The sequence below is a fragment of the Streptomyces sp. CB03238 genome, assembly GCF_002099185.1.
Taxonomy (GTDB): domain Bacteria; phylum Actinomycetota; class Actinomycetes; order Streptomycetales; family Streptomycetaceae; genus Streptomyces.
In genome coordinates this window covers 43,517-62,204 of the sequence record NZ_NBCN01000032.1, presented here as the reverse complement: position 1 = coordinate 62,204, position 18,688 = coordinate 43,517, and the positions used below count along the sequence as shown (strand labels likewise).

Here is an 18,688-nt window from a genome sequence, read left to right as displayed (position 1 = left end):
AACGCTTCCAGGTCTCACCCAGTACGGCCCAGCGGTGGGCCGGCCGCTACCGCACGCACGGCGAGGCGGGCGTGGCAGACCGCTCCAGCCGGCCCCACCGCAGCCCTGGCCGCACGCCGACCCGCACCGAGCGACGGATCATCAAGGTCCGCCTGCTGCGCCGGTGGGGACCGGCCCGCATCGCGCACTTCCTGCACCTGGTGCCCTCGACGGTGCACCGCGTCCTCACCCGCTACCGCCTGGCCCGCCTGTCCCATCTCGACCGGGCCACGGGCCGCATCGTGCGCCGCTACGAACGTGACCGACCCGGCGAACTCATCCACGTCGACATCAAGAAACTGGGCAACATCCCCGACGGCGGCGGGCACAAGGTCCACGGCAGAGCCCAGGGCGGCCGCAACAGCTCCGCGCACCGCGACCCCACCCGACCCCGCCCCTGCCACGGCCGCCCCAACCTCGGCTACAGCTACCTGCACACCGCCGTCGACGACCACTCCCGCCTCGCCTACAGCGAGATCCTCCCCGACGAGAAGAAGGAGACCGCCACCGGCTTCTGGCAGCGGGCCCACGCCTTCTTCAGCCGGGCCGGGATCACCGTCGAGCGGGTGCTGACCGACAACGGCTCCTGCTACCGCTCACGCGACTGGCGCGACGAGCTGACCCGGGCAGGCATCCAGCACAAGCGCACCCGGCCCTACCGGCCCCAGACCAACGGCAAGGTCGAACGCTTCAACCGCACGCTGCTGGAGGAATGGGCCTACGCCCGCCCCTACCGGTCCGAAGCCGAGCGCCGGGCAGCATTCCCGCAATGGCTACACACCTACAATCACCACCGCGGACACACCGCGCTGAAAGGCCAACCACCCGCCAGCCGCGTCCCCAACCTCACGGGTCAGTACATCTAGCCGTGCGTCTCGGCCAGCACCTGCTCCCGGCACCACGCGGGCGTGCCCCACGCGTCCCGCAGCGGGCGCGCCTTGCGCAGCCAGAGCGCCAGGTCCAGCTCCTCGGTGTAGCCGACCGCGCCGTGCAGCTGGAGTGCGGTGCGGGCGGCCGCGTACGCCGCCTCCCCGGCCGCCACCTTGGCGGCCGCGACGCCGGCGGGACGCAGCGAGACCGCCGCCCCGTACAGCAGCGGCCGGGCGAACTCCAGGCCGAGCAGCGTGTCCGCCAGCCGGTGCTTGACCGCCTGGAACGAGCCGATCGCCGCCCCGAACTGGGTGCGCTGCTTCACATACGCCACCGTCCGGTCCAGCAGCGCGTACCCGACGCCCAGCGCCTGCGCGGCCGTCGCCAGCGCCGCCCACCCCGCCGTGTACCGCGCCGCCTCCGCCACGTGCGGCCCCGCCGCGAGCACCTCCCCGCCCGGGGCGGGCCGCGCGAGCCGTCGCGCCGGATCGGCACTCATCCGCACCGGACCGTGCCCGGGCGCCACCCGCAGCTCGTCGCCGCCGACGACCAGGACCAGGCCGGCGGTGTCGGCGTCGAGCGCGTACGCGTCCACCCGGTCCGTGGGCGAGCCCGGGCCCGGCGTGTGCGACGCGGCGCTCATCGCCAGCGTGGTCGTCAGCTCGCCCGCCGCGAGGGGCGGAAGGAACCGCTTGGCGGCGCGGTCCCCGAGCCGGTCCAGCAGCGCCGCCACCGCCACCGTCTCCACCACCGGGCCGGGCACCGCGTGCCGCCCCAGCTCCACGAACGCCAGGGCCACCTCCAGCGGCAGGACGCCCAGCCCGCCCTCGTACGCCTCCGGCACGGCCAGGGCGAACACCCCGGCCTCCGCGAGCCGCGCCCACAGCGCACGCCCCGGGCCCGGGTCCCCGGCCGCCCAGGCCCGTACCGCCGACGGGGTGCCCGAGGCGGTCAGCATCGCGTCCAGCGACCGGGCGAAGTCCCGCTGCTCGTCCGTCAGGCACAGGCGCATCAGCGGCGGCCCTTCGGCAGGCCGAGCAGCCGCTCGGCGATGATGTCCCGCTGGATCTCGTTCGTCCCGGCGTAGATCGGCCCGGCCAGCGCGAAGGTGTACCCCTCCGACCAGGCCCCGTCGAACTCCGCTTCCGGGCCGAGCAGTTCGAGCGCCGTCTCGTGCAGAGCGATGTCGTACTCGGACCAGAAGACCTTGTTCAGGCTGGACTCCGCGCCCATTCCCGGGCCGCCGGACGCGGCGAGCTGCGTGAACAGCTGGTACGCCCGCGCCCCGATCACCGCGTCCGCCACCCGGTCGCGCACGGCCGGGTCCTGCCCGCGCTCCCGCCACAGCCGCACCAGCCGGTCGGCGGCCGCCAGGAAACGGCCGGGGGAGCGCAGCATCAGGCCGCGCTCGTTGCCGGTCGCCGACATCGCGATCCGCCAGCCGTCACCGGGCGTGCCGATCACGTCCTCGTCCGGTACGAACACCCCGTCCAGGAACAGCTCGGCGAACGCCGGCTTGCCGTCCAGCCGCGGAATCGGCCGCACGGTCACGCCCGGCTCCCGCAGCCCGAACATCAGGTACGTCAGGCCCTGGTGCGGCCGGGCCGCCGCCGGATCCGTACGGAAGATCCCGAACGCCCGGTCGGCGAACGCGGCCCGCGACGACCAGGTCTTCTGCCCGTACAGCAGCCAGCCGCCGTCCGTGCGCACCGCCCGGGAGCGCAAGGAGGCGAGGTCGGAGCCGGCCTCGGGCTCGGACCACGCCTGGGCCCACACCGTCCGGCCGCTCGCCATGGGCGGCAGGACCCGGGCCCGCTGTTCCTCGGTTCCGTGGTCGAAGAGGGTCGGGGCGAGGAGGCTGATGCCGTTCTGCGAGACGCGGCCGGGCGCGCCCGCCGCCCAGTACTCCTCCTCGAACGCCAGCCAGTGGAGGAGGTCGACGCTCCGCCCGCCGTACCGCTCGGGCCAGTTGACCACCGACCAGTCGCCCGCGTGCAGCTCCGCCTCCCAGGCGCGGTGGGCCGCGAAGCCCTCCGCCGTCTCCAGGGACGGCAGCGGTCCGGGCGGTACATGCGCGGCCAGCCAGGCGCGGGCCTCCGCGCGGAAAGCGGTGAGGGACTCCTCCATGGCGCTCCCTTCCCTAACAAGCGTTTGGCAGGTTAGCGTACGGCCATGAACAGCGTCGAGTACGTGGCCGGGCACGGCCTCCTGGCCGGACGTACCGCCGTCATCACCGCCGCCGCCGGAGCCGGGATCGGCGGCGCCACCGCACGCCGCTTCCTGGAGGAGGGCGCACGCGTGCTGATCAGCGACGCGCACACCCGCCGCCTCAAGGAGACCGAGCGGGCGCTGGCGGAGGAGTTCGGGGCCTCCGCCGTCGCCGCCCAGCCCTGCGACGTCACCGAAGAGGCCCAGGTCCAGGCCCTCTTCGCGGAAGCGGTACGGCTGCACGGCCACCTCGACGTGGTCGTCAACAACGCCGGCCTCGGCGGCACCGCGCACCTCGCCGACATGACCGACGAACAGTGGGCCCGCGTCCTGGACGTGACCCTGAACGGCACGTTCCGGTGCACCCGGGCCGCGCTGAGGCTCCTGCGCGACCAGCGGCCGGGCGGCGGCGTCGTCGTCAACAACGCCTCCGTCGTCGGCTGGCGCGCCCAGGCCGGGCAGGCCCACTACGCCGCCGCCAAAGCGGGCGTCATGGCCCTCACCCGCTGCGCGGCGCTCGAAGCCGCCCCGTACGGCGTCCGCGTCAACGCCGTCGCGCCCAGCCTGGCGATGCACCCGCACCTGGTGAAGGTGACCTCCGCCGAACTGCTGGAGGAACTGACCGCGCGCGAGGCGTTCGGGCGGTACGCCGAGCCGTGGGAGGTCGCCAACGTCATCGTCTTCCTGGCCAGCGGCTACGCCTCGTACATGACCGGCGAGACCGTGGCCGTCAGCAGCCAGCGCGCGTAGGCCGACAATGTCCCCGTGCCGAAGCCGAACCAGAAGAAGCCCCAGGTGACCACCCCCGCGCCCGAGCGTCGCGCCGAACTCCTCGCCACGGCGGCGGAGGTGTTCGCCGCGCACGGGTACAACGCCACCACCGTACGGAGGATCGCCGACGAGGCCGGCATGCTCGCCGGCAGCCTCTACTACCACTTCGACTCCAAGGAATCGATGGTCGACGAGATCCTGTCCGACTTCCTCGACGAACTGTGGGCCGGGTACGACACCGTCCTCGCCGCCGGGCTCGGGCCGCGCGAGACCATCGAGGCGCTGGTCACCGAATCGTTCCGCGAGATCGACCGCCACCGCGCCGCCGTCGCCATCTACCAGAAGGAATGGCGCCACCTCGCCACCCAGCCGCGCTTCCAGTACCTCTCCGACTCCCAGGTGAAGTTCGAAAAGGCGTGGCTCGGGACGCTGGAGCGCGGGGTCGCGGCCCGCGTCTTCCGCGCCGACCTGGACGTCCGGCTCACCTACCGGTTCGTGCGCGACACCGTGTGGGTGGCGGCGTCCTGGTACCGGCCGGGCGGCCTGCACAGCCCGGAGGAGATCGCCCGCCAGTACCTGTCGATGGTGCTGGACGGGATCGCCGTACGAACGTAGAGGAGTGTTGTGATGGGCGAGGCATTCATCGTCGAAGCGGTACGCACCCCCGTCGGCCGGCGCGGAGGCGGCCTCGGCGCCGCCCACCCCGCCGACCTCGGCGCCCACGTCCTGAAGGCGCTGGTCGACCGCTCGGGCATCGACCCGGCCGCCGTCGACGACGTCGTCTTCGGCTGCCTGGACACCGTCGGCCCGCAGGCCGGCGACATCGCCCGTACGGCATGGCTGGCGGCCGGCCTGCCGGAAGAGGTGCCGGGCGTCACCGTCGACCGGCAGTGCGGCTCCTCGCAGCAGGCCGTGCACTTCGCTGCCCAGGCGGTCATGTCCGGCACCCAGGACCTGGTCGTGGCGGGCGGCACACAGAACATGACGATGATCCCGATCGCGTACGCCTCCCGGCAGGCCGCCGTGCCGCTGGGGCTCACCGAGGGCCCCTTCGCCGGTTCGGAGGGCTGGCGCGCCCGGTACGGCGACGCCCCGGTCAACCAGTTCGCCGGCGCCGAGATGATCGCCCGGCAGTGGGGCATCACCCGGGCCGACCAGGAGCAGTACGCCCTCGCGTCGCACCGGCGGGCGGTCCGCGCCATCGACGAGGGGCGCTTCGCGCGCGAGACGGTGGCGTACGGGGCGGTGGAGGCGGACGAGGGCCCGCGCCGCGACACGACCCTGGAGAAGATGGCCGGACTGAAGCCCGTCCTGGAGAGCGGCACCGTCACCGCCGCCTGCTCCTCCCAGGTCTCCGACGGCGCGGCCGCCATGCTGCTGGCGAGCGAGCGGGCCGTCGCCGCGCACGGGCTGACCCCCCGGGCCCGCGTCCACCACCTGTCGGTGCGCGGAGAGGACCCCATCCGCATGCTGACCGCGCCCATCCCCGCGACCGCGCACGCCCTGAAGAAGACGGGCATGACCATCGAGGACATCGACCTGGTCGAGATCAACGAGGCGTTCGCCCCCGTCGTCCTCGCCTGGCTGGCGGAAACCGGCGCCGACCCCGATCGTGTGAACGTCAACGGCGGCGCGATCGCGCTCGGCCACCCCCTCGGCGCCACGGGTGTCCGCCTGATGACCACGCTCCTGCACGAACTGGAGCGCACGGGCGGCCGGTTCGGCCTCCAGACGATGTGCGAGGGCGGGGGCCAGGCGAACGTGACGATCATTGAAAGGCTGTAGCGCGGGGTGGCGGACCGTGGCGTGCCCAGTTGCGGACGGGGCCGCCGGGATGGTGTGCTACGGTTGTTCACGTTGCAGTTTTGGTACCCATGAACTTTATGTGCGCCTGACGGGAATGTTCCTCAGGCGCATTATTGTTTTACCGGCTTACTCCGGATGGGGCCCCGACACCATCAGGAGATAATTATGGCCACCGGTACCGTGAAGTGGTTCAACTCGGAAAAGGGCTTCGGCTTCATCGAGCAGGACGGCGGCGGCGCCGACGTCTTCGCCCACTACTCCAACATCGCCACCTCGGGCTTCCGTGAGCTCCAGGAAGGCCAGAAGGTGACCTTCGACGTCACGCAGGGCCAGAAGGGCCCGCAGGCGGAGAACATCCTCCCCGCCTGATCACCGGATCCACCGGATACGCAGCACCGGTATCCCGCAGCCGGGACCCGCACCATGCAGTCGCAGGTGCGGGTCCCGGCTTGTGCTGTGCTCAGGCCCTGCTCAGGCCAAGGAAGGCAAATGCATGACGACGACTCGACCCGAACGCCCCGCCCGTAAGCGCCCCGCGAGGACCGGAAACGCGAACCCCGTGCGCTCCGGCAACGGCAAGGCGGCCGGCAACGGCAAGGCGCCCGCCCGCAGCGCGGGCAACCGCGCCCCCATCGCGCCGCCGCGCGAATTCACCCTGCCGGAAACCGCCACGCCGGCGCTGCCCCCGGTCGCGGGCTTCGACGACCTCGACATGCCGGCCGCCCTCCTCAAGACGCTCACCGCCCAGGGCGTCACCGAGCCGTTCCCGATCCAGGCCGCGACGCTGCCGAACTCGCTCGCGGGCCGCGACATCCTCGGCCGTGGACGCACCGGTTCCGGCAAGACCCTCGCCTTCGGCCTCGCCCTGCTGGCCCGCACGGCCGGCCGGCGCGCCGAGCCGAAGGCCCCGCTCGGGATGGTCCTGGTCCCCACGCGCGAGCTCGCGCAGCAGGTGACCGACGCCCTCACCCCGTACGCGACCTCCGTGCAGCTGCGGATCGCCACCGTCGTCGGCGGCATGTCGATCAGCCGCCAGGCGGGCGCGCTGCGGCGCGGCGCCGAGATCCTGGTCGCCACCCCGGGCCGCCTGAAGGACCTGATCGAGCGCGGCGACTGCCGGCTGGACCAGGTGTCGGTCACCGTCCTGGACGAGGCCGACCAGATGGCCGACATGGGCTTCCTCCCGCAGGTCACCGCGCTGCTGAAGCAGGTCGAGCCGGACGGCCAGCGCATGCTGTTCTCCGCGACGCTGGACAAGAACATCGACCGGCTGGTGCGGATGTTCCTCACCGACCCCGTCGTGCACTCGGTCGACCCGTCGGCGGGCGCGGTCTCCACCATGGAGCACCACCTGCTGTACGTCGCCGACGAGACCGACAAGAAGGCCGTCACCGCCCGCATCGCGGCCCGCGACGGCCGGGTGATCCTCTTCCTGGACACCAAGCGCTCGGTGGACCGGCTGGTCAAGCGGCTCCTCGCGAGCGGCGTACGGGCGGCGGGCCTGCACGGCGGCCGCTCCCAGCCGCAGCGCAACCGGACCCTGGACCAGTTCAAGAACGGCCAGGTCACCGCGCTCGTGGCGACCAATGTGGCGGCCCGTGGCATCCACGTCGACGACCTCGACCTGGTCGTCAACGTCGACCCGCCCACCGACCACAAGGACTACCTGCACCGCGGCGGCCGCACCGCCCGCGCGGGCGAGTCCGGCAGCGTCGTCACCCTCGTCCTGCCCGAGCAGAAGCGCGAGATGAGCCGGCTGATGTCCCACGCGGGCATCACGCCGAGCGCCGCCCGCGTCAAGTCGTCCGACGAGGAGCTGGCCCGGCTCACCGGCGCCCGCGAGCCGTCCGGCATACCGGTCACCATCGAGGTCCCGCAGCCGGCCCAGCCCGCCGCGCAGACCTCCGGCAAACCGGGACGGCGCCGCCGCCCCCGCCGCAGCGGCCAGGGCGGCGGTACCGGCAGCGGCACCGGCGCCGCGACGGCCACCGGCGCGAGCACCCAGGCGGGTGCTCCCCGCCGCCGTAGCGGCGGCGCCGGCCGCCCCGCCGGGCGCGGCGGCCGCCGCACCGCCGCCTGATCGCTCAGCCCACCAGCTGGGCCCGGAGCGCCGCCAGTGTGCGGTGCTCCAGGCCCAGCCCGGCGGTCAGATAGCGGTACAGGCTCCCGCCGTACGCCTCCGACACCGCCGCCAGCGCCGCGTCCAGGTACTCCGTCCGTACCTCCTGCAACGGAATGAGCAGGTCCGGGTTCTGCATCAGCCCGGCCTGCTTCAGGTAGGCGCGCAACCGGGCGTCGTACGCGGCGCGGTAGGTGTTCGACGCGAGATAGTCCGCCACGACCGTCCGCTCCGGCACGCCGAGCGCGGTCAGCAGCAGCCAGCTCGTCCAGCCGGTGCGGTCCTTGCCGGCCGTGCAGTGGTACAGCAGCGGGGCCCGGCCGGCGGACGCGATGTCGCGGAGCGTGGCGCCGAACTGCGCGCGGTTGCCGGCGCTGGTGACGAACGTGCGGTACACCTCGCGCATGAACGCGGCCGCCCGGCCGCCGCCCAGCATCTCCTCCTGCTGGACCGGGTCGGCGGAACCGATGGCGGTGCGCAGCCGCGCGTACAGGCCGTTGTCGGTGACGGGGCGGGAGACGGGTACGAGCCCGTCCGGGAGGCGGTCGGGCCCGTCGTACTGGACCTCCAGCGGGATCCGGAAGTCGATCACCTTCGTCAGGCGGAGGCCGGACAGGGTGGCCAGGTCGGCGTCGGTGAGCCTGTTCAGCCCGTCGGCCCGGTAGACCAGGCCCTGGCGGACCGTCTCGCCGTCGTAGGTGCGGTGACCGCCCAGGTCGCGGACGTTGACCGCGCCCTGGAGGGGGATGTGGCGGCCGGCGGTGCTCGCGCCGGCCGTCCCGGTCGTCGCCATCAGCGCGGCCGTCGTCGCTGTCATGAGCAGGGTGCGTCTCGTCAGGGCCATGGCCCGACTCCTTCGGGTGAGGGGAGTGTGCGGAGTACGTGGTGGGCCTCGGACATGACGCGCCGGACGAGGTCCTCGCAGCTCGGAAGGTCCTCGATCATCCCGGCGATTTGACCGGAGGCCATGACGCCCAGGTCGGTGCGGCCCTCGACCATGGCCGCCCGCAGGAGCATCGGTGTGTTCGCGGCGAGCAGGACCTGGCTCCAGGACAGGTCCCTGCCGTGCTTCATGGCCAGCCCGTCGCGGACCATCCGCGCCCACGACAGGCCCGACAGCTTCCGGAACCGCGCCGCCCGTCGTACCGCCTCCGCCAACGCCCGGGCGCGGCCCGCCCGTTCGAGGGAGGCGACGAGATCGGTACGCAGCATGCGGTGCGGCAGACCGTCGACGGCGGTCGTCACCGTGACGTCCCCGACCGTCGCCGCCAGGTACGCGGCCTTCACCGGATCGGGGACGGGCGAGTCGGAGGTGAGCAGGAACCGGGTGCCCATGGCGATGCCCGCCGCCCCGTACGCCAGCGCCGCCACCAGTCCGCGCCCGTCGTGGAACCCGCCCGCCGCGACGACCGGGATGTCCACGGCGTCCACGACCTGGGGCAGCAGGACGGAGGTGGCCACCTCGCCGGTGTGCCCGCCGCCCTCCGCGCCCTGCACGATCACCGCGTCCGCGCCCCACGCCGCGATCTTCTCGGCGTGGCGGCGGGCGCCGACGGACGGGACGACCACCACACCCGCGTCCTTCAGCTCGGCGATCAGCTCCCGGGAGGGCGCGAGGGCGAACGAGGCGACCCGTACGCCCTCCTCGACGATGATCCGCACCCGCTCGCGGGCGTCCGCCGCGTCCGCCCGCAGATTGACGCCGAAAGGCGCGTCCGTACGGGACTTCACCTTGACGACGGCGGCGCGCAGCTCGTCGGCCGTCATCGTCGCGGAGGCGAGGATCCCGAGGGCGCCCGCGCGGGCGGTGGCGGTGACGAGGCGCGGCCCGGCGACCCAGCCCATGCCGGTCTGGACGATGGGGTGGCGGACGCCGGTCAGCTCGGTGAGCGCGGTCTCCATCACCCCCGCACCTCACGCTCGCGCGTACGGCCCGGGTCGAGGACCTCACGGATGAGTGTGAGCTCTTCGGCGGTCGGCTCGCGGGTGTACGGGACGTCGTCGCCGGCCCTCAGGGCGAAGCCGGTGGCCTCCCTCACCTGCTGGACGGTGACGCCCGGGTGCAGGGAGGCCAGCCGCATGGAGCGGTCGGGCGTGGCGAAGTCGAGGACGCCGAGGTCGGTGACGACGCGCGGGATGCGGTGGTACGAGGCCCCGGCGGCCTCCGCCCGGTCGTACCCGAGACCGCACACCATGTCGACGCGCTCGACGAAGACGCGGGGGGAGTGGCGGGGGATCCAGTAACTGGTGGGGTTGTTGAGGGTGTTGACGGGTGCGCCACGCACGCCGAGGAGCTGGCGGGAGGGGCGGGACCAGTCGCCGACGCAGGAGATGTTCTGGTTGCCGTACCGGTCGATCTGGCTCGCGCCCATCATCACGTGCCGCCTGCCGCCGGTGACCAGGGCGAGGTGGCGGCGGTAGGGGAGCCAGCCCTCGACCGTGCCGTCGGGGCGGACGAGCATCGCCTCACCGTCGGTGAGCAGCAGGTCGGGGGAGAAGGTGAGCCGGGCGAGCCGGGCGCCGAGGGACGGGATCAGGCCCATGGGGCTCGCGAGGACCTCGCCGTCGCCGCGCCAGGCCTCGGCGCACGCGACCACGCAGTACTCCGCACGGGAGACGGTCACTTCTGTTCCTCCCGCCACGCCTGGACGGCCGCCTGGTACGCGCGTTCGCTGCCGCCGGAGAGGAAACGGTCGGCGAACTCGGGCCAGGGGGTCGTCGCGTACAGCTTCTGGAACGGCTCGTCGCGGCCGTGGTCGGGGGCGCAGGAGGTGAAGTGGGCGCCGTTCGGGGTCTCGACAACGCCGGTGACGTACTGGCGCTGGACGAGCAGCGTCTGCGGGGCGGCGCCCTTGGCGAGCTCGGGGGTCTCGACGAGCCGTTCGCACGAGACGTACGCGGTGTCGGCGGCCTGGCAGAACAGGTCGTCGAAGTACGGGTCGGGGCCCAGGTACTGGCCGTTGCCGAGGCGGTCGGCGCGGTTGACGTGGACGAGGGCGGCGTCCATGCGCAGCGCGGGCACGGCGGCGAACTCCTCGCCGTCGTCGTAGGGGGACCTCACCGTACGCAGCCCCGGGTTGACGCGCATGACGTCGGAGCCGAGGCCCGCGCGGACGGGGAGGAAGGGCAGCCGGTTGGCGGCGGCGTGGAGTCCCCACATGACCATGGCCTCGTCGAGCTCCGTCAGGTCGAAGCCCCCGCCGTGCTCGCGGGCCGCCCGGAAGTGCGGCTCCAGGGGGATCGAGTCGAGGGTGGCGAAGGGGGCGACGAGCCTGCGGATACGGCCGGCGGCGGCGAGGAGGCCGACGTCGGGACCGCCGTACGAGATCACCGTCAGATCACTGATCTCGGACCGGAGCAGTGCTCTCACCAGGGCCATGGGCTTGCGGCGCGAGCCCCAGCCGCCGATGCCGATCGTCATGCCGCTGCGCAGCCGCGCCACGGCCTCGTCGGGGCTCATGGTCTTGTCGGTCACGGCGTCGCCCGGTCCTTCCCGAAGGTGTCGCGTACGCGGTCGGCGGCCCCGCTCAGGCTCGCCTCGAAGGTGAAGCCCTGCTCGAAGCGGTAGCTGCGGCGTACGTCGACGGGGTCGATGCCGTTGATGGCCGCCTTGGCGAGCCGCAGCAGGTGCCCGTCCTTGCGGGCGATCTCCCGCGCCAGCTCCAGTGCTGTGTCGCGCAGTTCGTCGCGCGGTACGACCCGCCACACCGACCCGTGGGCGTGCAGCTCGGCGGCGGTGGCCGTGCGCGCCGTGTAGTACAGCGCCCGCATCAGGTGCTGGGGGACCAGCCGGGCCAGGTGGGTGGCGGCGCCGAGCGCGCCCCGGTCCAGTTCCGGCAGCCCGAAGGTGGCGTCGTCGGACGCGACGATCACGTCCGCGTTCCCTGCAAGGCCGATGCCGCCGCCCAGGCAGAAGCCGTGCACCGCCGCGACGACGGGGACCTCGCACTCGTACACCGCCGCGAACGCCTCCGCGCAGCCCCGGTTGACGCCGATGAGCGCTCGGCGGTCCGGGGTGTCCCGCTGGAGCTCCTTGATGTCGACGCCCGCGTTGAAGCCCCGCCCTGCGGCGGCGAGGACGACGCAGCGCGTGTCCGGGTCGCGCCCGGCGGCGCGGAGGGCGTCGGCGAGCTCGTACCAGCCCTGCACGGGGAGGGCGTTGACGGGCGGGAAGTCGACTTCGACGACCGTGATGCCCTTGTCGGGGCTTGTGGTGGAGACACCCATGAGCGGATCAGCTACCTTTCCACCAAACATTTGTTAGGCGCGTCTTCCGGGAAGGTAGCAGCGGATGGAGCTGGACGGGAGGGTCGCGGTCGTCACCGGCGGCACGCGAGGCGTCGGCGCCGGCGTCGCGCGGGCGTTCCTCGCGGCGGGGGCGCATGTGGTGGTCTGCGCGCGCCGCCCGCCGCCCCGGCCGGTCGAGGCGGCCGGCCGCCGGGCCGAGTTCATCCCGCTCGACCTGCGCGAAGCGGCCGCCGTCCACGCCCTCTTCGCGGACGTGGCAGCGGCACACGGCCACCTCGACGTGCTTGTGAACAACGCGGGCGGCACGCCGTACCGCCCCCTGGCGGAAGGGACCGCCGAGCAGCACGCGCGCGTGGTGGGCCTGAACCTGCTCGCCCCGCTGACGGCTTCCCTCGCCGCGTACGAGCACCTGCGTGCCGCCCGCGGCTCCGTCGTCATGGTCGGCAGCGTGAGCGGGACGCGGCCCTCGCCCGGCACGGCGGCGTACGGCGCGGCCAAGGCGGGCCTGGAGAACCTGGCCGCCTCCATGGCCGTGGAGTGGGCGCCCGACGTACGGGTCAACACCCTGGTCCCCGGCATGGTCCGCACCGAGCTGGCCCACCTGCACTACGGCGACGACGCGGGCGTCGCCGCGGTCGCGCGCACCGTCCCGCTGGGTCGGCTCGCCGAACCGTCGGACGTGGGTGACGCGGCGGTCTTCCTCGCCTCCGACCGCGCCGCGTACATCACCGGCGCGTCGCTCCTCGTTCACGGCGGCGGGGAACGCCCCGCCTTCCTGGACGCCGCTACCGCCAACAAGGAGGTCTGACATGACGGGTACCGGAAGCAGCACCGGGGGCACGGGAAGCGCCGGAGGCGCGCAGGGGGCCGGGGGCGCCGGTGGAGGGGCGGGGGCCGGAATCTGCGCGGGCCGCGTGGTCGCCGTCACCGGCGCCGGCCGCGGCCTCGGCCGTGCCCACGCCCTGGCCTTCGCCGCCGAGGGCGCCCACGTCGTCGTCAACGACCTGGGCGTGGGCCTGGACGGCTCACCTGCCCGCGCGGGGGCTTCCGCCGGCGGTGGATCGGTCGCCCGTGACGGGTCGCCTTCCCGTGGCGGGGCGTGCCCCTCCGGGGACGTGTCAGCCGTGGACCGTGCCGGCGCCGCTGACGGCTCGGGTACCTTCGATCCGGCGACCGCGCCGCGTGGCGGCTCCGACCGGGGAGCCGTCGCCGCCGGCCCCGCCCAGCGGGTGGTCGACGAGATCCGGGCACTCGGGGGCCGGGCCGTCGCGCACGGCGGCGACATCGCCACCGCCGAGGGCGCCGCCTCCCTCGTCGCCACCGCCCTCGACGCCTTCGGGCGGCTGGACACGCTCGTCAACAACGCGGGCTTCCTGCGCGACCGCATGCTCGTCAACCTCGACGAGGACGACTGGGACGCCGTCGTACGCGTCCACCTCAAGGGCCACTTCCTGCCCCTCAAGCACGCCGCCGCCCACTGGCGGGCCGAGGCCAAGGCGGGCCGCACGCCCCAGGCCCGCGTCGTCAACACCAGCTCGGGCGCGGGCCTGCTGGGCAGCGTCGGCCAGGCCAACTACGCCGCCGCCAAGGCGGGCATCCTGGCCCTCACCCTCGTCGCGGCCGCCGAACTCGCCCGCTACGGCGTCCAGGTCAACGCCCTCGCCCCGGCCGCCCGCACCCGGATGACCGAGCGCACCTTCGCCGCCACCATGGCGGCCCCCCGCGACGACGGCTTCGACGCCATGGCCCCCGAGAACGTCTCCCCGCTCGTCGTCTGGCTCGGCTCGGGCGCGCCGAGCGCGGGCGTCACCGGCCGGGTCTTCGAGGCGGAGGCGGGCCGCATCACCGTCATGGACGGCTGGCGCCCCGGCCCCACCGCCGACAAGCCCGCCCGCTGGCTCCCGGCCGAAGCGGGGGAGGCCGCCCGCGCGCTCCTGGCCACCGCGCAGACCCCTCTCCCGGTGTACGGGTCGGGCCCGCACACGCCCTAGCGTCGCCCGTCCGCCCGTACGGACAGGTGCCGGGCGAGGAACGCGCACACCAAACCCCGTACGGCGGCACCGATTCGGTTGCCGGCGACGGCCGGACCGCTGGGGGAGCCTGGTCCCGGCGGCCGAGGCGCCCCGTTTCCTCGACGTGTTCGACGACGGCCTGGAGGACGCACTGGACACCGTCCGGGCGACCCGTCCCGGCCTGGTCCGCTCCGAGCTGCGGCGCGTGTACGCCCACCACACCGCACCGGCCCCGCCGTGGGTCCGCGACCTGCACTGGGGCGACGCCGGCGCCTGGCAACTCCTGCGCCGCGCACAGCACGCGGTTCGAAACCGTACTGCGCCCGGTGTGGAACGTGGTGCAGGACCTGCATCCATGACGCTCGCGGAGCGGGCCGCGGCGGTGTACAGGGGCGACGTTCACCGTCTCGCCCCGTACGTGTCCGACGCGTCAACATCCGGGGAACTCCCGCCACTTGGCGTTGACGTGCCCGCATCTACACGCGTCATCATCGGCGTATGCGAATCCCCCCACGCTTCACCCTGCTCGGCGCCGCCGCCGCGCTGCTGGCCACCCTGTTCACCGGACCGGCCACCGCCGCCCCGACCGCCATCACGGCGGTCGGGGACATCTGTTACTCCCGGCTGCCCTCCCAGGCACACGACACCCTCGACCTCATCGAGACCGGCGGCCCCTACCCCTTCCCCCAGGACGGCACCGTCTTCCAGAACCGCGAAGGCATCCTGCCGAGCCGCACCACCGGCCACTACCACGAGTACACGGTCATCACCCCCGGCTCCGACACCCGTGGCGCCCGCCGGATCGTCACCGGAGACGCCACCCGGGAGGACTACTACACCGCCGACCACTACGAGTCCTTCGACCTCGTCGACCACGACTGCTGAGCGTGTACGTCATCGAGGGCCGCCGGGTCACCACACCGGCCGGCTTCTGGCGGGCCGTCGGCGAGGCCGTCAACGGGCCCGGCGGCTACTTCGGCCACAACCGTGACGCGTTCGCGGACTGCCTGAGCGGTGGCTTCGGGACGCCGGAGGACGGCGACTTCGCCATCGAGTGGCGCGACCACGACGTCTCGCGCCGCGCCCTCGGGCCGGCGCTCTTCGACGAGCTCGTGGAGATCATGGAGGAACGGGCGCCGGGAGCGCTCCGGCTGCGCTGACCCCGGGCCCGGGCGGTCAGCGGTGGCGCGGCAGGGTGTGCTCCAGGCGCCGCCTGTTGCGCTCGTCCCGTACGTGTTCCAGGGCGCCCTCGGCGATACCGCGCGCCGAACTCCCCGGCGCCTCGCCGCCGAGGATGCGCGCCAAGGCGTCCAGGGCGCGGGCATCCTGACGCTTCGCCAGGCCCCGGGCGGCCTCGGCGGCCGTGTCGGCGTCGGGGTCGTCCAGCCGGGCGGCCAGGGCCTCCCGGAGGGCGGGGGAGTCGTCCGGCACCTCGGCGAGCGCCAGGGTCGCCCAGTCGCGCACCTCGGGGGCCGCGTCGCGGCTCAGCCCGATCAGCACCTCCACGCCCTCGCGGTGGCCGGCGGGCACCAGCCCGGTGAGCGCGACGGCGACCCCGCGCCGCACGCCGGCGTCGGGGTGCGCGGCGTGCCGGAGGATCTCGGGCAGCGCGGCCGGGTCGCCATGCTGCCCGAGCGCGCCCACGGCGGCCGCCACCAGTTCCGTGTCCCGTGCCTCCCGGGCCACCTCCCGCAACACCGGCAACGCCCGCGCCCCGCCGGAGCCGAGCCGGCCGAGGACGCCCGCCGCGAGGGCCTGGCGCAGCGGGTCGTCGCTCGCGGCCCAGGCGACCGCCGCCTGGAACGTCTCCTCGTCGCCGCGCCGCGACAGTGCCTCCACCGACTCGGTCCAGTCGTCCTGCTCGGGGTCGCCGCAGCGCAGGGCCCGCGTGGCCAGCTCCTCGTGGCCGGTGCGGACGCCCAGCGCGCCCTCCAGGAGCGTGGCGATCGCCGCGTGGCCGGTCTGCTGTTCGGCGCCCGCGCCTGGCACCCCGTCCCGCAGCAGCTCCACGACGACGGTCACCCCGCCGTCCTCCGGCACGCGCCGCGTGACGACCTCGTACTCACCCGGCCCGTACGCCTCGACCAGGTCCTGCCGCAGCGCCTCCGCCACATCCGTCCCGGCCCACCGCCGCGCCTCGCGCAACGCGTCCTCCAGGCCCGGCGCGCCACGCGCCAGCAGCGCCCGCACCACCGCGGGCGACCCGCGCCGCGCGGCGGCGACCAGCGGCAGCTCCCCGCCGGGCGCCGGCCCGGGCAGGGCGGGGTCGGCCTCGTACTCCAGCAGGGCCTCCACGGTGTCGGCGAACCCGTTCCGCACCGCCCACGTCAGCGCGGTGAACCCGAACTCCTCGCGCTGGTCCGGCCGCGCCCCGGCGGCCAGCAGCGCCCGTACGGCCCCGGTGTGCCCGCCGCACGCGGCGCCGCACAGCGGCAGGTCACCGGCGCGCTCCCCGCTGCCGCGCCCCGGGTCCGCCCCGGCGGCGAGCAGCAGCCGCACGATGCCCCCGTGATCGCTCACCGCGGCCGTATAGAGCGCGGTCTCCCCGTCCTCGCCGGTCGCCTCGGCCGGGACACCCGCCCGCAGCAGCCGCACCACCGCGTCCTCGTCGCCACCGTGGACGGCTTCGAAGAGGTCCTCCACATCGCTGGTCATGGTCCGACCTTCGCCCGCCCGCCCCCCGGCCGCCAAGTGGATATCGGTCAGGTGTCGCACTCCAGCACCGTCCGGCACAGCCCGCACCGCGCCCGCACCCGCCCCCGCACCGGGATCCGGATGCGCTGGTGGCAGGTGGGGCAGGGGAACGAGACCCGCAGCGCCGCCTCGCGGCCGCCGCCCTCGAAGGCGTACGGCAGGCCGGTGACGGCCCCCGGATGGTCCTGGGCGTACCGGCGGTCCTTGGCGTAACGGTGCCGGCCCGCCCAGCCCGCCGCCGTCAGCGGGGGCTGCCGCCCGTCGCGCAGCGCCACCGTCCGGCCCTCGGTGTACGCCGTGTACCCCTGGGGGCTGGTGAACCAGGGCGAGGGATCCTCGCCGAACGCCAGGGCCCGCTTGGCCAGCACGTACCCGAACTCCTCCGGTGTCAGGTAGCCCAGCTTCTGGCTCGACACCCCGTCCTCGCGGTACGCGTCCAGCAGCAGCCAGCCCGCCCCCAAGTACGTCGTCACCGTGTCCGTCAGGATCTCGTTGTCCCGCGTGCCGGGGAAGCTCAGGCCGAGCCGGTGCAGCAGCACATGGGTGATCTCGTGGGCCAGGGCAGCCCCGATGTCGCGGCGATGCGTACGGAACCGGTCGTTCAGCTCGATGAAGTACTCGGGCCCCGCCGCGAGTTCGACGCTCGCCGCGTGCGTCATCTCCCGGAAGCTGACGATCATCCGCGCGTCCGGCAGCCGCAGCTGCTGCACCAGCGCGTGGGCCACCCGCTGCGCGCCCAGGTGGAGGTCGTCGCCGTCGGCGAAGGCCACGTCGGCGGGGGCGACGCTGCCGGCGTACGCGTACAGCCCTTCCTGGGGCAGCCGCCGGTACAGGGCGGTGATCGCCGCCCGCACGGTGTCGAGGTGCGGGTAGCCGTGCACGACCTCACTGCCGTTCGCCACGTCCCTGCCCCCATGTGCGACGTCGACTCCCCTCCACTGTAAGCGCCCGCGTACGAGCCCGTACGGGCGTACAGGCACCGTGCACATGGCCGAAAACACGGCCTTGTGGGCGCGTCGACAGCCTCCGGATAATCCGGGACACGCCTTGACGCGGCCATGTCATCAAGCTGCCTGGTGGCACGGCCACGTCGTGTGCGCAAGGCTCAACCCCCCACGAAAGGCAGACAGTTGACCAAGCTTCTTCGCGCCCTCAAAAGATGCGCCGCGGCCGGCGCCGTCGCCCTCGCCGCGGTCAGCCTCCAGCCCACCACCGCCTCCGCCGCCCCCACGCCGGTCGTCGGAGGGACACAGGCCGCCCAGGGCGAGTTCCCGTGGATGGTCAGGCTCTCCATGGGCTGCGGCGGCTCCCTGCTCACCCAGCAGATCGTGCTGACCGCCGCCCACTGCGTCAGCGGCTCCGGCAACAACACCAGCATCACCGCCACCGCCGGTGTCGTGGACCTCCAGAGCTCCAGTGCCATCAAGGTCCGCTCCACCAAGGTCCTCCAGGCACCCGGCTACAACGGCAAGGGCAAGGACTGGGCCCTGATCAAGCTCGCCCAGCCGATCAACCTGCCCACCCTGAACATCGCGTCGACCACGGCGTACAACAGCGGCACCTTCACCGTCGCCGGCTGGGGCGCCACCCGCGAAGGCGGCGCGCAGCAGCGCTACATGCGCAAGGCGACCGTGCCGTTCGTCTCCGACGCCACCTGCCGGCAGTCCTACGGGTCCGAGCTCGTCCCCAGCGAGGAGATCTGCGCCGGCTACACCCAGGGCGGCGTCGACACCTGCCAGGGCGACTCCGGCGGCCCCATGTTCCGCCGCGACAACGCCGGGGCCTGGATACAGGTCGGCATCGTCAGCTGGGGCCAGGGCTGCGCACGGCCCGACTACCCCGGCGTATACACCGAGGTGTCCACCTTCGCCTCCGCCATCAAGTCCGCGGCGGCGAACCTCTAGCACGGCGGGGGGGCAGG

Annotated in this window: 20 protein-coding genes; 11 read left to right on the top strand and 9 right to left on the bottom strand. The window is 73.9% G+C overall.

Translation table 11 applies throughout. The features are described 5' to 3' along the window. Positions 1 to 905 (top strand): IS481 family transposase (locus BKD26_RS35425; protein ID WP_084906776.1); only part of this gene is annotated, 905 nt, incomplete at its 5' end. On the opposite strand, the gene BKD26_RS35420 is transcribed toward BKD26_RS35425, so the two are convergent. Further along, entirely contained in the window at positions 902 to 1,921 is a 1,020-nt protein-coding gene (locus BKD26_RS35420; RefSeq protein WP_084906774.1) for an acyl-CoA dehydrogenase family protein, read from the bottom strand. The genes BKD26_RS35425 and BKD26_RS35420 overlap by 4 nt on opposite strands. Further along, positions 1,921 to 3,036 carry an acyl-CoA dehydrogenase family protein gene (locus BKD26_RS35415; protein WP_084906772.1) on the bottom strand — a complete coding sequence of 372 codons (1,116 nt, stop codon included), beginning with the start codon at positions 3,034 to 3,036 and terminating at the stop codon, positions 1,921 to 1,923. Before BKD26_RS35415 ends, BKD26_RS35420 begins: the two co-directional genes overlap by 1 nt. 45 nt (positions 3,037 to 3,081) lie before the next feature. Between BKD26_RS35415 and BKD26_RS35410 the strand changes: the two genes are divergently transcribed. From BKD26_RS35410 to BKD26_RS35390, 5 genes are all read left to right on the top strand, one after another. Beyond that, a complete protein-coding gene (locus tag BKD26_RS35410; protein WP_084906770.1) occupies positions 3,082 to 3,867 on the top strand; it encodes an SDR family oxidoreductase in 786 nt (261 codons plus the stop codon). A 15-nt stretch (positions 3,868 to 3,882) separates the two neighbouring features. Next, complete coding sequence (locus BKD26_RS35405; protein WP_084906769.1) at positions 3,883 to 4,503, top strand: TetR/AcrR family transcriptional regulator; 621 nt, start codon at positions 3,883 to 3,885, stop codon at positions 4,501 to 4,503. Between the two features lie 12 nt (positions 4,504 to 4,515). After that, complete coding sequence (locus tag BKD26_RS35400; protein ID WP_084906766.1) at positions 4,516 to 5,673, top strand: acetyl-CoA C-acetyltransferase; 1,158 nt, start codon at positions 4,516 to 4,518, stop codon at positions 5,671 to 5,673. Between the two features lie 186 nt (positions 5,674 to 5,859). After that, positions 5,860 to 6,063 carry a cold-shock protein gene (locus BKD26_RS35395; RefSeq protein WP_005318814.1) on the top strand — a complete coding sequence of 68 codons (204 nt, stop codon included), beginning with the start codon at positions 5,860 to 5,862 and terminating at the stop codon, positions 6,061 to 6,063. 124 nt (positions 6,064 to 6,187) lie between these two features. Beyond that, a complete protein-coding gene (locus tag BKD26_RS35390) occupies positions 6,188 to 7,774 on the top strand; it encodes a DEAD/DEAH box helicase (RefSeq protein ID WP_084906764.1) in 1,587 nt (528 codons plus the stop codon). A gap of 4 nt (positions 7,775 to 7,778) precedes the next feature. Here BKD26_RS35390 and BKD26_RS35385 read toward each other — a convergent pair whose 3' ends face one another. The 5 genes from BKD26_RS35385 to BKD26_RS35365 are packed head-to-tail and all read right to left on the bottom strand — an operon-like array spanning position 7,779 to position 12,040. Next, a complete protein-coding gene (locus BKD26_RS35385; protein ID WP_084906762.1) occupies positions 7,779 to 8,657 on the bottom strand; it encodes a tyrosine-protein phosphatase in 879 nt (292 codons plus the stop codon). Then, complete coding sequence (locus BKD26_RS35380; RefSeq protein ID WP_084906760.1) at positions 8,648 to 9,715, bottom strand: nitronate monooxygenase; 1,068 nt, start codon at positions 9,713 to 9,715, stop codon at positions 8,648 to 8,650. The genes BKD26_RS35385 and BKD26_RS35380 overlap by 10 nt, the downstream gene beginning before the upstream one ends. After that, positions 9,715 to 10,437 (bottom strand): CoA-transferase, encoded by a 723-nt coding sequence (locus BKD26_RS35375; RefSeq protein ID WP_084906758.1) that lies wholly within the window; start codon positions 10,435 to 10,437, stop codon positions 9,715 to 9,717. Before BKD26_RS35375 ends, BKD26_RS35380 begins: the two co-directional genes overlap by 1 nt. Beyond that, positions 10,434 to 11,288 (bottom strand): CoA-transferase, encoded by an 855-nt coding sequence (locus tag BKD26_RS35370; RefSeq protein ID WP_084906756.1) that lies wholly within the window; start codon positions 11,286 to 11,288, stop codon positions 10,434 to 10,436. The genes BKD26_RS35375 and BKD26_RS35370 overlap by 4 nt, the downstream gene beginning before the upstream one ends. After that, the gene (locus BKD26_RS35365) at positions 11,285 to 12,040 is read right to left on the bottom strand and encodes an enoyl-CoA hydratase family protein (protein ID WP_084906754.1); all 756 of its coding nucleotides are present in this window, start codon (positions 12,038 to 12,040) and stop codon (positions 11,285 to 11,287) included. Before BKD26_RS35365 ends, BKD26_RS35370 begins: the two co-directional genes overlap by 4 nt. A gap of 64 nt (positions 12,041 to 12,104) precedes the next feature. On the opposite strand from BKD26_RS35365, the gene BKD26_RS35360 reads away from it, so the two are divergent. From BKD26_RS35360 to BKD26_RS35345, 4 genes are all read left to right on the top strand, one after another. After that, positions 12,105 to 12,869: an SDR family oxidoreductase gene (locus BKD26_RS35360; RefSeq protein WP_084906753.1), complete on the top strand. Its 765-nt coding sequence runs from the start codon at positions 12,105 to 12,107 to the stop codon at positions 12,867 to 12,869. A gap of 1 nt (position 12,870) precedes the next feature. Then, entirely contained in the window at positions 12,871 to 14,052 is a 1,182-nt protein-coding gene (locus BKD26_RS35355; protein WP_241519002.1) for an SDR family oxidoreductase, read from the top strand. A 519-nt stretch (positions 14,053 to 14,571) separates the two neighbouring features. After that, a complete protein-coding gene (locus BKD26_RS35350; RefSeq protein ID WP_084906751.1) occupies positions 14,572 to 14,958 on the top strand; it encodes a ribonuclease domain-containing protein in 387 nt (128 codons plus the stop codon). Then, a complete protein-coding gene (locus tag BKD26_RS35345; protein WP_084906780.1) occupies positions 14,952 to 15,233 on the top strand; it encodes a barstar family protein in 282 nt (93 codons plus the stop codon). The genes BKD26_RS35350 and BKD26_RS35345 overlap by 7 nt, the downstream gene beginning before the upstream one ends. A gap of 16 nt (positions 15,234 to 15,249) precedes the next feature. Here the strand turns inward: BKD26_RS35345 and BKD26_RS35340 are convergent, their stop codons facing one another. Together BKD26_RS35340 and BKD26_RS35335 are read right to left on the bottom strand one after the other, a co-directional pair. Next, positions 15,250 to 16,728 (bottom strand): ankyrin repeat domain-containing protein, encoded by a 1,479-nt coding sequence (locus BKD26_RS35340; protein ID WP_084906749.1) that lies wholly within the window; start codon positions 16,726 to 16,728, stop codon positions 15,250 to 15,252. Between the two features lie 47 nt (positions 16,729 to 16,775). Then, positions 16,776 to 17,669: a hypothetical protein gene (locus BKD26_RS35335; RefSeq protein ID WP_084906747.1), complete on the bottom strand. Its 894-nt coding sequence runs from the start codon at positions 17,667 to 17,669 to the stop codon at positions 16,776 to 16,778. A 228-nt stretch (positions 17,670 to 17,897) separates the two neighbouring features. Here BKD26_RS35335 and BKD26_RS35330 point away from each other — a divergent pair, with 228 nt between their 5' ends. Next, the gene (locus BKD26_RS35330) at positions 17,898 to 18,671 is read left to right on the top strand and encodes a serine protease (protein WP_107418110.1); all 774 of its coding nucleotides are present in this window, start codon (positions 17,898 to 17,900) and stop codon (positions 18,669 to 18,671) included. Positions 18,672 to 18,688 lie beyond the last annotated feature (17 nt).

Bases quoted from the DNA above. Each gene is read 5' to 3' on its own strand.
- BKD26_RS35420 (WP_084906774.1), bottom strand. From the start codon at position 1,921: ATGCGCCTGTGCCTGACGGACGAGCAGCGGGACTTCGCCCGGTCGCTG.
- BKD26_RS35415 (WP_084906772.1), bottom strand. From the start codon at position 3,036: ATGGAGGAGTCCCTCACCGCTTTCCGCGCGGAGGCCCGCGCCTGGCTG.
- BKD26_RS35410 (WP_084906770.1), top strand. From the start codon at position 3,082: ATGAACAGCGTCGAGTACGTGGCCGGGCACGGCCTCCTGGCCGGACGT.
- BKD26_RS35400 (WP_084906766.1), top strand. From the start codon at position 4,516: ATGGGCGAGGCATTCATCGTCGAAGCGGTACGCACCCCCGTCGGCCGG.
- BKD26_RS35395 (WP_005318814.1), top strand. From the start codon at position 5,860: ATGGCCACCGGTACCGTGAAGTGGTTCAACTCGGAAAAGGGCTTCGGC.
- BKD26_RS35390 (WP_084906764.1), top strand. From the start codon at position 6,188: ATGACGACGACTCGACCCGAACGCCCCGCCCGTAAGCGCCCCGCGAGG.
- BKD26_RS35385 (WP_084906762.1), bottom strand. From the start codon at position 8,657: ATGGCCCTGACGAGACGCACCCTGCTCATGACAGCGACGACGGCCGCG.
- BKD26_RS35380 (WP_084906760.1), bottom strand. From the start codon at position 9,715: ATGGAGACCGCGCTCACCGAGCTGACCGGCGTCCGCCACCCCATCGTC.
- BKD26_RS35365 (WP_084906754.1), bottom strand. From the start codon at position 12,040: ATGGGTGTCTCCACCACAAGCCCCGACAAGGGCATCACGGTCGTCGAA.
- BKD26_RS35360 (WP_084906753.1), top strand. From the start codon at position 12,105: ATGGAGCTGGACGGGAGGGTCGCGGTCGTCACCGGCGGCACGCGAGGC.
- BKD26_RS35355 (WP_241519002.1), top strand. From the start codon at position 12,871: ATGACGGGTACCGGAAGCAGCACCGGGGGCACGGGAAGCGCCGGAGGC.
- BKD26_RS35350 (WP_084906751.1), top strand. From the start codon at position 14,572: ATGCGAATCCCCCCACGCTTCACCCTGCTCGGCGCCGCCGCCGCGCTG.
- BKD26_RS35340 (WP_084906749.1), bottom strand. From the start codon at position 16,728: ATGACCAGCGATGTGGAGGACCTCTTCGAAGCCGTCCACGGTGGCGAC.